Genomic DNA, 14948 nt, shown 5'->3' on the forward strand with positions numbered 1-14948 from the left:
TGTCGTTGTCCCAGAACCGCTGCGCACTTCTGGGCGACATGCATCAGGAAGCGCGTTTTGCAGCGCCCTTCGCCGCCGCCACGGCCGCCTGCGCGGCCGCCAGCCGGGCGATCGGCACCCGGTAGGGCGAGCACGAGACGTAATCGAGGCCGACCTCCTCGCAGAAACGGATCGAGGCCGGATCGCCGCCATGCTCGCCGCAGATGCCGAGCTTGATGCCCGGCCGCGTCGCCTTGCCTTTTTCGGCCGCGATCCGCACCAGTTCGCCGACGCCGTCGACATCGAGCGACACGAACGGATCCTGCTCGATGATGCCCTTCTGCCGGTATGTTTCGAGGAAGGAGGCCGCATCGTCGCGCGAGATGCCGAAGGTGGTCTGCGTCAGATCATTGGTGCCGAAGGAGAAGAATTCGGCCGCCTCGGCGATGACATGGGCGCGGATCGCCGCGCGCGGCAATTCGATCATCGTGCCGGTCAGATAATCGATCTTGGTGCCGCTCTCCTGCATCACGCTCTGCGCGACCGCGTCGATGCGCGCCTTGACATATTCCAGCTCCCTCACGAGGCCGACCAGTGGCACCATGATTTCCGGCACGACAAGCGCGCCGGCCTTGTGGCCGGCCTCGACCGCCGCCTCGAAGATGGCGCGCGCCTGCATCTCGGCGATCTCCGGATAGGAGACCGCGAGCCGGCAGCCGCGATGGCCGAGCATCGGGTTGAATTCGTGCAGCGCCTCCGTGCGCTGCCTGAGCTTGTCCGCCGACACGTTCATGGCCGCGGCGACCTCGGCGAGCTCGGCCTCGGTCTTGGGCAGGAATTCGTGCAGCGGCGGGTCGAGCAGGCGGATCGTCACCGGCAGGCCGGCCATAATCTCGAACAGCTCGAGGAAGTCCGAGCGCTGCATGGGCAGGAGCTTGTCCAGTGCCGCACGCCTGTCCTTCTCGGTATCGGCCAGGATCATCTCGCGCATGGCAACGATACGGTCACCATCGAAGAACATGTGCTCTGTGCGGCAAAGGCCGATGCCCTCGGCGCCGAAAGAGCGCGCCATGCGCGCGTCGAGCGGCGTTTCGGCATTGGTGCGCACCTTCATGCGGCGCGCCGCGTCGGCCCATTCCATGATGGCGGCGAAATCGCCCGACAGCTCCGGCTGCAGCATGGCGACCGCCCCTTTCAGCACCTGGCCGTTGGCGCCATCGATGGTGATGATGTCGCCCTTGCGGAAGGTCTGGCCCATCGAGAGCAGCGTGCCTGCCTTGTAGTCGACACGCAGCGAGCCTGCGCCCGACACGCAGGGCTTGCCCATGCCACGCGCCACCACGGCGGCGTGGCTGGTCATGCCGCCGCGCGTGGTGAGGATGCCTTCGGCGGCATGCATGCCGTGGATGTCCTCGGGGCTGGTCTCGATGCGCACCAGGATTACCTTGCGGCCTTGCGCCTTGGCATCCTCGGCATCGCTGGAGGAAAAAACGATCTCACCGGTGGCCGCACCCGGCGAGGCAGGCAGGCCCATGCCGATGACGTCGCGCGCGGCCTTCGGGTCGATGGTCGGATGCAGCAGCTGATCGAGCGAAGCCGGATCGATGCGGGCGACGGCCTCCTCCTTGGTGATCAGCCCGTCCCTGGCCATCTCGACGGCGATCTTCAGCGCCGCCTTGGCGGTGCGCTTGCCGGAGCGGGTCTGCAACATCCACAATTTGCCGCGCTCGATGGTGAATTCGAGGTCCTGCATGTCGCGGTAATGCTTTTCCAGCCGGTCGGAGATGTCGACGAAAGCCTGGAAGGCGTCGGGCATAAGCTTCTGCAGCGATGGCTTGTCGGAGCCGGCGGCGATGCGCGCCGCTTCGGTGATGTTCTGCGGCGTGCGGATGCCGGCCACCACGTCCTCGCCCTGGGCGTTGACCAGGAACTCGCCGTAGAGCTGCCGATCGCCGGTCGAGGGATTGCGGGTGAAAGCGACACCGGTCGCGGATGTGTCGCCCATATTGCCGAACACCATGGCCTGGACGTTGACGGCCGTGCCCCAGCTTTCCGGGATGTCGTGCAGGCGCCGGTAGGTGATGGCGCGGTTGTTCATCCAGCTCGAGAACACGGCGCCGATCGCGCCCCAGAGCTGCTCCCGCGGATCCTGCGGGAACGGCTTGCCGAGCTCTTCCTCTACCTTGGCCTTGTAGAGGCCGATCACGCCTTGCCACTCCTGGGCCGAGAGCCCGGTGTCGAGCTCGTGACCGAGGCTCGCCTTCTCGTCCTCGAGGATTTCCTCGAACACTTCGTGGTCCAGGCCCATCACGACGTCGGAATACATCTGGATGAAGCGGCGGTAGCTGTCATAGGCAAAACGCGCATCGCCGGAATCGGCGGCCAGGGCCTCGACCGTCTCGTCGTTGAGGCCGAGATTGAGCACCGTATCCATCATGCCGGGCATGGAGGCCCGGGCGCCGGAGCGCACGGAAACCAGGAGCAGCTTCGACGGGTCGCCGAAGCGGCGGCCAGTGATGCGGCCGATATGATCGAGAGCGGAGACGACGTCCGCCTCGAGTGCGTCGGGATAGGTGCGGCCGTTGGCGTAATAGGCGTTGCAGACTTCGGTGGTGATGGTGAAACCGGGCGGCACCGGCAGCCCGAGGCTGCACATCTCGGCCAGATTGGCACCCTTGCCGCCGAGAAGGTTGCGGTCGCCGGCACGGCCTTCGGCAGCGCCGTCGCCGAAGGTGTAAACCCACTTGGTCATGCTTGCCCTCCAGTTCGTGGAAGATAGAACATCCGGATGATTGCCCGGTTCCCCGCCTTCCCCGATCCGAGCGATAGGATGCTGCAGTGCGAAAGGCAAGGCACCGGCCCAGCGGGCATCGCAACTACAATCGATTAAGCAAAAGCTGCGTCAAAAAGACTTGCGGGAGGGGGCAGCGCGATATAGAACATAAAGGGAACATAGTGGAGTAGCGTGATGAAACTCAACGGAAAACTCGACTATCTCGAACTGCCGGCGACAGGCGGCAGGCTGGACAGCGTCAAGTCCTTCTACAGCGCCGCCTTTTCGTGGTCGTTCACCGACTACGGCCCGACCTATGCCGCCTTTGCCGAAGGGCTCGACGGCGGCTTCCAGGCCGATGGCGGCGAAGCGCCGGCCAAGCCGCTTCCGGTCATCTACTGCGAAAACCTCGAGGAAGCGCTGGACGCTGTCGAGAGTGCCGGCGGCACCATCATCAAGCCAATTTTCGCCTTTCCCGGTGGTAGACGGTTTCATTTCACAGATCCGGCCGGTAACGAACTGGCTGTATGGGGATATTAGGAAAGACGCGGATTTCAAGATATCTTTTGCTGTTGACAGTCTTGCTCACTCCAATAAGTAGCGGCGATCTTCCAACGGCAAAAGCAGACTGATGAAATTCGGCTCAAGCGGCGTTCGGGGTTTGGCTTCCGAATTGGTTGGGAGGCCAAGCGGGCTTTATACCGAGGGTTTCGCCCGGCGCTTGCGGTCGACCGGGTTTCAGCAAGGCAAGGTCTTCGTCGGACGCGATCTGCGCGACAGCAGTCCGGCAATTGCAGAGGACTGCATGGCGGCCCTGGCGGCAGCCGGCTTCCAACCGGTCGATTGCGGCCCCATCCCTACACCCGCGCTTGCCTTTTATGCCCGCCTGCACGGCGGCGCGGCGCTGATGGTGACCGGATCGCATATCCCCGCCGACCGCAACGGCATCAAGTTCTACGGGCCGAAGGGCGAGATCGACAAGGCGGACGAGGCAGCGATCACCCATCATGTCGCTGAACTGTCGGACCAGTATCCGTGGCCGCCGGCTCCCGCCGACTGGCAGACCGCCCACGAACAGGCGCGTGTGGCCTTCCGAGACCGGGTCGGCGGCATTCTCCCCCCTGGCGCCCTTTCCGGAATGAGGCTCGGCGTCTACCAGCACAGCACCGTTGCGGCGGCGCTGCTGGTCGAGGTTCTGCGATCCTGCGGCGCCGATGTGATCCCCTTGGGCAAAACGGAAACGTTCGTGCCGGTCGATACCGAGGCCGTCAGCCCGGAAACGATGGCGAAGATGAAAGCCTGGGTGCGCGAATTCAAATTCGACGCCGTGCTCTCGGCCGATGCCGATGCCGATCGCCCTCTCGTCATCGACGACAAAGGCGAGTTGTTCCGCGGCGATCTGATCGGGCTGGCGACGGCGCTGTTCCTCAAGGCCGACATCGTGGTGACGCCGGTCACCTCCAATTCAGGCATCTCCGAGGCTTTCGGGTTCAACGTCAGGAGAACCAAGGTCGGGTCCCCCTTCGTCATAGCGGGCATGGAGGGCGCGCAATCGACCCGCGGCATCGTCGTCGGCTTCGAAGCCAATGGCGGGGTTCTTCTGGGGTCGGACTGCCAGGTGAACGGCAGGGTCTTGTCCGCGCTGCCGACGCGGGATTCGTTCTTGCCCATCCTGGCGGTGCTGGGCACGGCGGCATCGACCGGAAAAACGCTGTCGGGCCTGCGCGAAAGTTGGAACCTTCCGGTCTGCGCCAGCGAGCGGCTCGAGAACTTCCCTGTCGAGGCATCGCGCGGCTTGATGCGCAAGCTCGCCGACCGCGATGCGTTGCGGCAATTCCTTGCCCCCTTCGGCACCGTCACGGACGTCGATGAGACCGACGGCCTCAGGGCACGGATGAGCAGCGGCGAGATCATCCATCTGCGGCCTTCCGGCAACGCTCCCGAATTTCGTTGCTATGCCGAGGCCGCCAGCCATGACAGGGCGACCGAAATTGTGGCAATGGCGCTGGAACGGGCGCGGGACGCCACAGTGTCAGACGAGCGAGAGGCTATCGAATGAAAGTGGTCCCCGTCATCATCAGCGGCGGCGCCGGATCGCGGCTCTGGCCGGCGTCGCGGCAGTCGCATCCAAAGCCTTTTCTCAAGGTTGCGGATGGGCACTCGCTGATTCAGCACACCGTGCTGCGTGCCGCTTCGCTGAAGGATGTCGCGGAGCTTGTCGCGGTAACGTCAAGGGATCATCTTTTCTTGACAAAAGACGATTTCGACGAACTTTCTCCGGCAATACCGCCGCATACTTTCCTTCTTGAGCCGGAAGCGCGTGACACGGCCGCCGCGGTTGCTGCGGCTGTTGTTCACGCCAATACAACGCAGGGTCCGGACGCAATTTTGTGCGTCTTCCCGGCGGACCACATGATCGGCGACCTGCCCGCATTTACAAATGTCATGGGCCGGGCCATCGAGCATGCGCGGCAAGGGCTGATCGCCACGCTCGGCATATGGCCAAGCCGTCCAGACACCGCCTTCGGCTATATTGAGGCCGACGGCGAGAAGGTCATCCGTTTCGTAGAGAAACCGGACCTCGACACGGCTAAGACCTACCTAGCGTCAGGGAGTTTCTTCTGGAACGCCGGCATCTTCTGCTTCAAGGCGCAAACCATGCTCGATGCTATGGCCGCACACTGCCCTGCCGTCCTCAAGGCGGTTGCCGCGAGCTATGAGCAGGGACAATTCAACAACGGGCAGTCCGACAAGATCGAACTTTCGTCCGAGCATTTCGCGCTTGCGCCCCGCATCTCTCTCGATCACGCGGTAATGGAGAAGACGCGCAATCTTGCGGTGGTTCCCTGCGAGATGGAGTGGAACGACATCGGATCGTGGAACGCCATGGCGGAACTGACCCCGGCGGACGATCGCGGGAACAGGATACGGGGGGATGTCCACACGGTGGACACGGCCGGCAGCTACATCAGCTCGGACAAGCGCGTCATCGGCACTGTCGGCGTGAACGATCTGGTCATCGTGGATTCCCCGGACGCGTTGCTGGTGGCATCCCGCGACCGCGTCCAGGATGTCAAGAAACTGTTCGAAGGACTCAAGGCTTCGGGACATGAGGCGCATCTGCTTCACTCGACGGTGCACCGGCCGTGGGGTACCTACACGGTTCTGGAGGAAGGCGACCGGTTCAAGATCAAGCGCATCGAAGTGAAGCCCGGACGGCGCCTAAGCCTGCAGATGCACAACCATCGTTCGGAGCATTGGGTCGTGGTCAGCGGCTCGGCGAAAGTGGTCAACGGCGATCAGGAACTGTTCCTGGCGACGAACCAGTCGACCTACATCCCTTGCGGCCACAAGCACCGGCTGGAAAATCCGGGCAAGATCGATCTGGTGATCATCGAAGTTCAGAGCGGCGATTATCTTGGCGAGGATGACATAGTGCGCTTCGACGACGTATACGGTCGCGCATAGCGATTCATTGGTGCCCGCAGGGCTGGGGCGGGCCGCGACGCAACAGGGCTTGGGAGAGAACCATCAAAACATACTGAGAACATTGATGACAAAGACAGCATTGATAACCGGCATTACCGGGCAGGACGGCGCCTATCTGGCTGAGCTCCTGCTCGCGAAGGGCTATGAGGTCCACGGACTTGCGCGGCGTTCGAGCACGGCGGACGTCAACACCACACGCCTGAAATGGCTCGGCATCGAGAAAGACGTGCGGATCGTGGACGGCAACCTGACGGACCTGTCGGGCCTTGCCCGAACCATGCGCGACATAAGGCCGGACGAGGTCTACAACCTTGCCGCACAATCCTTCGTCAAATCCTCGTGGCAGCAGCCGATACTGACGGGCAACGTCACCGGCATCGGCGTCACCAATGTGCTCGAGGCGCTGCGCCTCGAAATCCCCGAAGCGCGCTTCTATCAGGCTTCGTCGTCGGAGATGTACGGCCTTATCCAGGAGCCGATGCAGTCGGAGACGACGCCTTTCCATCCCCGCTCCCCCTATGCGGTGGCGAAGCTCTACGGCCACTGGATCACGATCAATTATCGCGAGAGCTTCGGCCTGCACGCTTCGAGCGGCATCCTGTTCAACCACGAATCGCCGCTTCGGGGCATCGAATTCGTGACCCGCAAGGTCACGGACGCCGTCGCGCGCATCAAGAAGGGCCTGGCAAAGGAACTGCGCCTGGGCAACATCGACGCCAAGCGCGACTGGGGCCATTCGAAAGACTATGTCCGCGCCATGTGGCTGATGCTGCAGCAGGACCAGCCCGACGACTATGTGGTAGCCACGGGCAGGACGACGACGGTTCGCGACATGTGCCGTATCGCCTTCGAGCATGTGGGGCTGAAGATGGATGGCCATCTTGTGATCGATTCCGACTTGTTCAGGCCGGCGGAAGTCGAAATCCTGCTCGGCAATCCTGGCAAGGCCAAGGCGAAGCTCGGATGGGAAGCGACAATCTCCCTGGAAGAGATGATCCGCGAAATGGTGGACGCCGATCTCGTGCGGCATTCGCATCCATCGAGATACTGAGTGATCAGAAAAGCATTCTTATCGACATGATCGAGCCGTCTCATCGCATCCTTGTAACCGGCGCCAGTGGGTTTGTCGGCACGGCGCTGTTGCAACTGCTGGGGCGCGAGCACGCTGGAAGCAAGGTTTTCCCGCTCGGGCAAGGCCCAGGGTGGCGGAACCCAATCGACCTGCGAGACAAGGAGGCAGTCGATGGCGCCGTTTCCGAAATCCAGCCAACCGCACTTATCCACCTAGCAGCAGTCGCCGCGCCGTCCGATGCACGTGAGGCGCCCCGCCATGCCTGGGACGTCAACGTGATGGGAACGATGAATCTGGCGGAAGCCGTGATGCGTCACGCACCTCAAGCCCGGTTCGTCTATGTTGGCAGTTCAGAAGCTTATGGAGCATCGTTCCAGAACGCAGCTGGTCCTATCACTGAGAATGCACCGCTGCGGCCGGTAAATGTGTACGGAGCAACCAAAGCAGCCGCAGACCTTATGATTGGGCAGATGTCCTACGATGGCCTGCGCGCTATCCGCTTTCGCCCATTCAATCATACCGGCCCGGGTCAGTCCGACACTTACGTGGTTTCCGATTTCGCGCATCAGGTCGCGGACATCTTGTCAGGTAAGGCCGAGCCAGTCATTCACGTAGGGAATCTGGAGGCCGCGCGTGATTTCCTTGACGTCCGCGATGTCGTGCGCGCCTATGCGACCGTCGCGGTCCAGGACTCGGAAACCGGGGCTGATTGTGTCTACAACATCGCGTCCGGACAGCCTCGCAGAATTCGAGATGTTCTAGACGCGCTTATCTCACAGTCGGGTGCCAATATCGACGTGCGCACTGATCGGGAGAAGCTTCGTCCAAACGAGATACCCGTTGCTTGCGGCGATGCGTCAAAGGCGCGCGCCAGGCTAGGCTGGACGCCTCTGATCCCGTTTGAGCAAACATTAGCCGATGTTTTGGACTATTGGCGTCGGGTATGCAGCGCGCATTGACAGTGATGTATAATGGACTGACTCCGGTAAAGCTATCTCTAAGGAACCTATCCACGTGAAGCTTGCGATTATTTCGAGTTACCATCGCGATTGCGGCATCGCACAGTATGTCGAACATCTCGAGGGGCCTCTGCGTGAATTGCTCGACGGCAATCTTTCGATCGCTCCCCTACCTGTCGACCTATTGCGCGCGTCGGGACCGATGGCCCACTCCATGGCTCAAAAGGCACTCGCCCAATCATTGGTAGTGATAGCTGACGCTGACGTTGTAGTGGTAGAGCTCGAGCCTGGTCTTTTCGGTCGGTCGCAGAGGCAGATATGGTCGACTTTGAAGTCAATATTTGAAGCAAGCAAGCGGGTGGTGATCACCTATCATACGGTGCCTACGCTTCCGCCAGCACTCCCGAAAAGCCTTCGAGCTTTGGTGCATTTGGCCAGGCACAGCTACGGCCAAACAGTTTTCCGCCGACTGCTGAGGCTGGTTCGGTCGTCACAGAACAAGTTCGCTCACATCGTCCAAACTCGTCGCGAAAAGACTCGGTTGACATTATTGGGCGTAGATCCAAAACGCATTTTCGACATGCCCCTCTCCTATTTTACTCGCGAGGAGAAGGCAGAGTTCGATCACCAACGTTATCGTCAGAAATTGGACGACGTATACGGAACCGCGGGACAGAAAGTATTCGGCGTCTTCGGTTTTCTGGGCGGAATCAAGGGCACCAAAGTCGCCTTGCGCGCGCTCGATCATCTACCATCAGAGCATCATATCCTTATAGTCGGAGGTCTCCACCCTGAAGCTGTGGTGCACGCGTCTAGCGAGCAGCCGGCCATAAGAGATATAGCCAAGCTTCTCGAACCAACGTTCGATGCCGGAGAGCGAGATGGAGCGGACACGAGGCGCGCCGACTTGCTAAAGCGGGTTCATTTTGCCGGCGCGGTGGATAATCGAACATTCGCAGAGCTTATGGCAGGCTGCGACGCTATTCTGTTGCCCTACGAGGAAGTCGGCCAGACGTCATCAGGCCCAGCCTCACAGGCACTCGATCTACAGCGCCCCATCTATTGTACGAGAACTGGTGCCTTTCGTGAGCTAGGCAAATATGCCAAAGACGCCCTGAGCTTCTTCGAAATAGGCAATCACCTCGAACTCGCCCAGAAGATAAGTCGTGGTGACGCAATGTTGCCTATGCGCGCGCAAGCTCGGGAGCGCTATGCAAATACCGTAACGGTCGAAGTTCGGGCGGAAATGTATGTAACTGCAGCCAAATCCACGCTAAAATCTGACGGCTCATGAGCGCTCATCATTCACGCAACTATTCGGCCGTGCTCGAGCATTATTCTGCGATTGCAAAACTGGTCAAGGATTTCGCTTGAGTGGGAGGCCAGCACAACAATGCTGGCGCGCTCGACAAATTCGGCCATTCTCTTCCGCGCCTTGGCTTGGAACTCGGCATCCCCCGCCCCAAACACTTCGTCGATAACCAGGATCTCGGGGTGAACGGCGGTGGCAACGGCAAAAAGCAGCCGCGTCGTCATGCCTGCGGAATAAGTCCTTATCGGGACATTCAAAAAACCGCCGAGTTGCGTGAAAGCTTCAATGTCGGGTATCGATGCCTCCGCCTCGTCAAAGGTGGCGCCAAGTAGCATGGAAATCCGTCGGATGTTTTCGTAGCCGCTCAATTCCGGCAGCGCGCCAGTTCCCAAGCCGAAAACGGTTGCAATTCGCCCTCTAACCGCAATTTTCCCAGCGGTCGGCTCGAAAATCCCCGCGATTGTTTTTAGCAGCGTCGTCTTACCGGACCCGTTGTGTCCGACGAGCCCAAGACGGGCTCCGTTTCGCAACTCAAGGGACACGTCACTTAGCGCAGTCACCTCGACGGTCGTTCTTCCCTCTCGTGAGAGCAGTCCCCCGGTGCTGACGGTGATTAACTGGTTTCGAAGAGAGTTAGCACCCACACCGTAGATGGGGTACCTGACGGTCACATTCTCAAGCAAAACTTCAGCCATCAGACCCAATACGGCAAACGCGCCCCTTTTGCTCCGGTTATCCAAAGAGCGAAGATCCACAGTACGATACCAGTGCTAATGACCACCGAATAACTCAAAACGCTTGGAACGTCGCCCATCATCGGGTCTCGCACCACTGATATCCAGTGAGCCAACGGGTTGAAAAGCATTACTTCCCTTAGTGGACCTAACTGCTTCGATTCATAAAGAACAGGCGTCAGAAAGAACAACATCGGCATGACAGCGACTACCAATGGTTCGACGTCTCGATATCTGGCTCCAACAAAGCCGATCACCTGCGCCAGTGCCAATAAGTTGCCAACCACGAGCAGCAGCGCCGGCAATGCAAGTAGCATCGTCCAACTCCAGTGATATGGGATCACGATCCACACAACGGCTATAACAATTGCGTTATGGCCAAGCGTCACAAGCTGCCGCAGCAAGAGCTCGCTTGAGAACGAAAATCGAGGCGCATAGATACTGGTCAGCGTCCCGGAATTCCGCTGAAATACTCCACTGGCTTCAGTGATCGTTCCAGATATAAACTGCCAAGTGATCAGACTTACGGTAAGCATCGGCACGAAGCGCTGGATCGGCATCTCCAAAAGGACGCTCCAGACTAGGCCCAAACCAACAACACCAACAGCTGTGCCCAAAACGAGCCACAACGGTCCAAGCACGCTTCGCCGGTACCGCGCAACAGTGTCCGTCCATGCGAAATAGAGCGCGGTACGCCTTCGCGACCAAGCCCCGTGGAGATCGCTTGCACCGCTCGATACCGCTTTAGGAAACGATTTTGTTCGCCCACCGGCCTGAGGCATTCCTATATCCAATTTGTATTCCAGCCCCGCGCCGTTGGCGGCCGTACCTATAGCCACAGCCAGATCGTGAGTCGAGCCCGCTTATCGCCGCAGAATCTGGCATGAATCGGGCGCGGCACCGTAAGGCGAATAACAGTTTAGCGATGGTTCGATATTTCATATGTTGCAGGTAATGGCGAATGGGTGATAAGAACACAATTAGAATGGAGAAATTATGTGCGTTCGGTAGACCAGAAAATTGTTGATGACTTCATGAGGGAGCTGGATGCAATTGAGAAATTTGCACCGATGCTTGGTTCGTATTCTCGCCTAGACCCCGAAGTCATAGAACATGAACAGGCTGGGCACCGCTTTCGTTTCGTGACTTTCCATCAAGAATCGAGAAATTGGTATCCACCGGGATTTCAGGAATGGTCCCTGATTCGGATGGACGCGACGAATTTTGTTCGCGATCGCGATGTAGTGTTCGATCTGGGGTGCAACGCAGGTTACCTAACCACTTGGTTCGCACTTCGCGCGCGGCACGGCCACGTGCACGCTTTCGATCCCTATCCATGGAATGCCGCAGCCACACACGCTCAAGCAAAGCTGAACGGCCTCTCGAATGTCACTGTCCATGCGGTTGGCATCGGCCCAGAACGCAAGACGATAAGAGCCCCTGTCCTGTCGTCGATGACTGTCAATGTCCAGGTCACAGGCGAAAGTCCGAAGGTCGACCTGAGGATTGAGCCACTCGCTGCCTTCGCTGGCGCTAGGCCGACTTTCGCGAAGATCGATATTGAAGGCGCCGAGCATGAATTGGGCCATTCAATCGTCCAGAGCGGCGTGCGGCGTGGATATGTTGAAATGCATCCGCCTATGATTGAGGCAGCTGGAGGCAGTTCGGCCTTGCTTTTGGAGCAATTGTTGGCGGCCAATTATGCAGTTGCCTCGCACGGACCTGGTGTAAGGCCGTGGGCGATGGGGGCCGAAGTTCAACCGACCGGCTACTATTTTGAACGATCGTCACCGAAATGGTGGTGGCCATTTCGGCGATAAAAAGCCGAGAAACGAATCTCGCAACTTATCCGTCCCTTTTATATTTGAAGCTGCCCAAATAGAAATCTGGCAAGCTGGGGGCATTGGGGAAATCGAGGGCGGTTGGAAATATTTCGGTTGATTCATTGAAGTGGTATAGCGACTTTCTCGCGAAAGTAACCTCAATAACACTTGGAAACGGCACACCGCCAATAATCAACCACGGCCCACTATTATTGGCGTGAACGTGAACCACGGAAAATAGTAATTGTAAATTCTTCAAAGCTCTTTCCATATTTATATGTAATTCGTCATTGACTATCGATCCAAACCCGTGAAACTCACAGACTATCTGAGAGAACCTCTCTAAAGTTTCATTATCCGCAGTACTAAAAACATCCCACTCTGATCCTTCTATATCGCATTTCAAGACCAGTTTTTTACCTCGCTGCCGCAATACGGCATCTCTTAACGACACCCCGCTTGAATCATATGGAGAAGTTATTTTCTCTTTAAAAAATTTTAATTTTTCTTTGATGGTAGGCGATCCATCTATAGTATGGTCATACTGGTGAACTTCGATTCCAAGATTGGAAATGTCCGCATCCCAACTGTCGTCGTCGTTGATGCCCAGCGACAACGCACCTTCGACCTCCTTAAAATCGTCAAGCATCACATACCCACCGTCAGCCCGACCACCTATTCTCCTCTTAAGCACTCCTGATACGGCGACAGGAGACAACAATGATCCTATGCCAATTATCCTTTCTCTTAGCTTATCATTCGATGAATTAATCACCAAAGATCCTATCATCAGCTGAGATTGTATTCTATTAATACCATCCTCTATGGATAATATCTTGCTATTTATACTGCATGCACTTGGTAAAATACTATCGTATTTATCTATTTCCAAGCATACTTTGGCACAATTTTCAGAAAAATCCAGAAAAACTCTTTTGTTTACGCTAAAATCTGATCCATTTATTATAATTGGAAGATTTACACCTGCTCTTTCTGAAAAATAATCTACGTGCTTTTTGAGCTCTAAAAACAAGGACTCGTCAAGCAACGTCTCTGCCCTGTACATTCTCTCAAGAATGAAGGCCGCAAGACCAGAGATCGATCTCGCACCCCAAGACGACAACGCCGCCAGGACTTCAGTGTCAGTCTCTAATGCCTTCCGACTATGCATACGAATGATCGTTCCCTTTTTCCGTCGACAGCCGCGCACGAACGCTATTCGCACCTCAGGTACTAATCCACCACCTTCCTACGCAACAGTCTTCACGATTGGATTTTGACGCGTTAGGGTCAAATGGTTACCCGGATTGACGGGAGAGTCTACCGACAAACCACCGCGGAGACAGGGGAGTTTTAGATGGATCTGTGCGCTACGGGTTTGCCGTACAAGCGCCAGCGTTGAGCATGGGGCCTTGCAGTTGTTCGCTGGTGGTTTCACAAAAATCTTTCATTTTCATCTAAAGAAATGCAGCGGCACGTCGCTCAACAATTGGCTAAACTGGCAACAGCCAGACGACCGCCTCTGGGATGAAGCCGAAGTGCTGAAGCTACTGAGGCGGGTCGAACTGTTCAATCAACCCATAAAGAGCGCGGCCCTAACCGCATTCTCCACATCGTATGCATTCGGCACCCATCTGCCGATTCGCGCGTTCGCCGCGGATGACGTTTTCTGCTGCACAGTTTTGAGAGATCCGAGGCAACGTATCCTTTCGCAAATTGCCGATTGGCGCCGCGAGGCGCGGGTGACATCGCATTATATCGGATCACCCGAGGATGACGCCCTCCGCGACTCTGTCCAGCTTTCCTTGACTTCATTTCTAAAGAAGCACTCCCGATCTGGGGTGCGCTTCCTGCTCGACAATTATATGACCAGAGCGCTTGCAGCTGGTTATACAGCCGAAATTGTTGAAGAAATGGAGGACGTCGCCTCATTGTTACCAGTCGCCCTAAGGGCGCTCGAACGGCGCTATCACGTGGTTGGACTTAGTTCACGATTGTCCGAAACGAAGGCAGCCATCGCATCGTCGCTTGGATTAGTTCACGACGTAGGCCAGGAGGTCGCGTTGAATGTTACGGAGTCGAGCCGCCTTTTCGCCTACGAGGTAGACGAGGATGCCAACCGTCTTCTCGAACGTTTCACCGCTCACGATCAGGTTCTCTACAACCGAGCCAATGAGTTGTTCGAAGAGCGCCACAGCATTACTGCAGCCAGATACAACGAGACCGAATTCGAGACTTACCATTCCCCACTTGCAACGAAGCGCTTGCGGCCCTTCGCACGTGACGGCTTCTCTGTCGTTTCTGTCAAGGACACAATCCTCGGCTCGGGCCATTGGGGACGAGATGCTGCGGGCACGGCTCAATGTTGCGTATGGACCGGGCCGCACACAAGAACAGTTTTGTATCTTCCATGTCCAGCCGACGTCGACCTGTCTATTAGAGTATGGATACGCGGCTATGCGGCTGCGCACTTGCGACGGCAACTTCGTTTCGAGATTGACGATGTGGCGCGCACGCATTCTTTCCAACATGCAGAAGGTTGGTTGGAAACGGCGACGATACAAGCGCGCTCGAAGCGAGCATTCTTGAAAATAGCGATGCTAGTGGACGAAACTGTCGCAGATACGGCAATTGGAGAAGACAGGAGGCGCGGCGTGGCCTTCGACTCTTATGGGTGGGCTATTAATTCTAGTTCACTCCTCTGAGCCCGAGGAGCGATTCACAGCAGGTTGCATTGGCGTACTTCGTCATACGGAGTGCGGTTTTTTTCGTATCGCGAAATAGCTGGCATCCTTTAGAGTTCTGCT

At 57.8% G+C, this 14948-nt stretch carries 12 protein-coding genes; 8 read left to right on the forward strand and 4 right to left on the reverse strand.

Annotation, left to right across the window (positions count from 1 at the left end; translation table 11 throughout):
* Positions 1-43: 43 nt before the first annotated feature.
* The gene (gene ppdK, locus FJ424_RS24195; RefSeq protein ID WP_140657108.1) at positions 44-2731 is read right to left on the reverse strand and encodes a pyruvate, phosphate dikinase; all 2688 of its coding nucleotides are present in this window, start codon (positions 2729-2731) and stop codon (positions 44-46) included.
* A 216-nt stretch (positions 2732-2947) separates the two neighbouring features.
* Here ppdK and FJ424_RS24200 point away from each other — a divergent pair, with 216 nt between their 5' ends.
* The 6 genes from FJ424_RS24200 to FJ424_RS24225 all read left to right on the forward strand — a co-directional run bounded on the left by FJ424_RS24200 (position 2948) and on the right by FJ424_RS24225 (position 9566).
* Positions 2948-3292, forward strand: a complete 345-nt coding sequence (locus FJ424_RS24200) for a VOC family protein (protein ID WP_140643336.1) — start codon at positions 2948-2950, stop codon at positions 3290-3292.
* 91 nt (positions 3293-3383) lie between these two features.
* Positions 3384-4811 (forward strand): phosphomannomutase, encoded by a 1428-nt coding sequence (locus tag FJ424_RS24205; RefSeq protein ID WP_140657110.1) that lies wholly within the window; start codon positions 3384-3386, stop codon positions 4809-4811.
* Entirely contained in the window at positions 4808-6220 is a 1413-nt protein-coding gene (locus FJ424_RS24210) for a mannose-1-phosphate guanylyltransferase/mannose-6-phosphate isomerase (protein WP_140657112.1), read from the forward strand. Before FJ424_RS24205 ends, FJ424_RS24210 begins: the two co-directional genes overlap by 4 nt.
* 85 nt (positions 6221-6305) lie before the next feature.
* Positions 6306-7292, forward strand: a complete 987-nt coding sequence (gene gmd, locus FJ424_RS24215; protein ID WP_140657114.1) for a GDP-mannose 4,6-dehydratase — start codon at positions 6306-6308, stop codon at positions 7290-7292.
* A complete protein-coding gene (locus FJ424_RS24220; RefSeq protein ID WP_226891938.1) occupies positions 7205-8272 on the forward strand; it encodes a GDP-mannose 4,6-dehydratase in 1068 nt (355 codons plus the stop codon). Before gmd ends, FJ424_RS24220 begins: the two co-directional genes overlap by 88 nt.
* 55 nt (positions 8273-8327) lie before the next feature.
* On the forward strand, positions 8328-9566 hold the full coding sequence (locus tag FJ424_RS24225) for a hypothetical protein (protein WP_140657116.1): 1239 nt from the start codon (positions 8328-8330) through the stop codon (positions 9564-9566).
* A gap of 11 nt (positions 9567-9577) precedes the next feature.
* On the opposite strand, the gene FJ424_RS24230 is transcribed toward FJ424_RS24225, so the two are convergent.
* Both FJ424_RS24230 and FJ424_RS24235 read right to left on the reverse strand, forming a co-directional pair.
* Positions 9578-10279 carry an ABC transporter ATP-binding protein gene (locus tag FJ424_RS24230; RefSeq protein ID WP_140657118.1) on the reverse strand — a complete coding sequence of 234 codons (702 nt, stop codon included), beginning with the start codon at positions 10277-10279 and terminating at the stop codon, positions 9578-9580.
* Positions 10279-11100 (reverse strand): ABC transporter permease, encoded by an 822-nt coding sequence (locus tag FJ424_RS24235; protein ID WP_140657120.1) that lies wholly within the window; start codon positions 11098-11100, stop codon positions 10279-10281. The genes FJ424_RS24230 and FJ424_RS24235 overlap by 1 nt, the downstream gene beginning before the upstream one ends.
* Before the next feature lie 216 nt (positions 11101-11316).
* On the opposite strand from FJ424_RS24235, the gene FJ424_RS24240 reads away from it, so the two are divergent.
* A complete protein-coding gene (locus tag FJ424_RS24240) occupies positions 11317-12138 on the forward strand; it encodes an FkbM family methyltransferase (protein ID WP_140657122.1) in 822 nt (273 codons plus the stop codon).
* A gap of 25 nt (positions 12139-12163) precedes the next feature.
* Here FJ424_RS24240 and FJ424_RS24245 read toward each other — a convergent pair whose 3' ends face one another.
* Positions 12164-13312: an FkbM family methyltransferase gene (locus FJ424_RS24245; RefSeq protein ID WP_140657124.1), complete on the reverse strand. Its 1149-nt coding sequence runs from the start codon at positions 13310-13312 to the stop codon at positions 12164-12166.
* Between the two features lie 241 nt (positions 13313-13553).
* Here FJ424_RS24245 and FJ424_RS24250 point away from each other — a divergent pair, with 241 nt between their 5' ends.
* Positions 13554-14846: a hypothetical protein gene (locus FJ424_RS24250; RefSeq protein WP_140657126.1), complete on the forward strand. Its 1293-nt coding sequence runs from the start codon at positions 13554-13556 to the stop codon at positions 14844-14846.
* Positions 14847-14948 lie beyond the last annotated feature (102 nt).

This window comes from Mesorhizobium sp. B3-1-8 (assembly GCF_006439495.1).
GTDB lineage: Bacteria > Pseudomonadota > Alphaproteobacteria > Rhizobiales > Rhizobiaceae > Mesorhizobium.

Excerpts from the sequence above, each read along its gene's own strand:
- FJ424_RS24235 (WP_140657120.1), bottom strand. The coding sequence starts at position 11,100 with ATGCCTCAGGCCGGTGGGCGAACAAAATCGTTTCCTAAAGCGGTATCG.
- FJ424_RS24205 (WP_140657110.1), top strand. The coding sequence starts at position 3,384 with ATGAAATTCGGCTCAAGCGGCGTTCGGGGTTTGGCTTCCGAATTGGTT.
- FJ424_RS24210 (WP_140657112.1), top strand. The coding sequence starts at position 4,808 with ATGAAAGTGGTCCCCGTCATCATCAGCGGCGGCGCCGGATCGCGGCTC.
- gmd (WP_140657114.1), top strand. The coding sequence starts at position 6,306 with ATGACAAAGACAGCATTGATAACCGGCATTACCGGGCAGGACGGCGCC.
- ppdK (WP_140657108.1), bottom strand. The coding sequence starts at position 2,731 with ATGACCAAGTGGGTTTACACCTTCGGCGACGGCGCTGCCGAAGGCCGT.
- FJ424_RS24245 (WP_140657124.1), bottom strand. The coding sequence starts at position 13,312 with ATGCATAGTCGGAAGGCATTAGAGACTGACACTGAAGTCCTGGCGGCG.
- FJ424_RS24220 (WP_226891938.1), top strand. The coding sequence starts at position 7,205 with ATGGGAAGCGACAATCTCCCTGGAAGAGATGATCCGCGAAATGGTGGA.
- FJ424_RS24200 (WP_140643336.1), top strand. The coding sequence starts at position 2,948 with ATGAAACTCAACGGAAAACTCGACTATCTCGAACTGCCGGCGACAGGC.
- FJ424_RS24230 (WP_140657118.1), bottom strand. The coding sequence starts at position 10,279 with ATGGCTGAAGTTTTGCTTGAGAATGTGACCGTCAGGTACCCCATCTAC.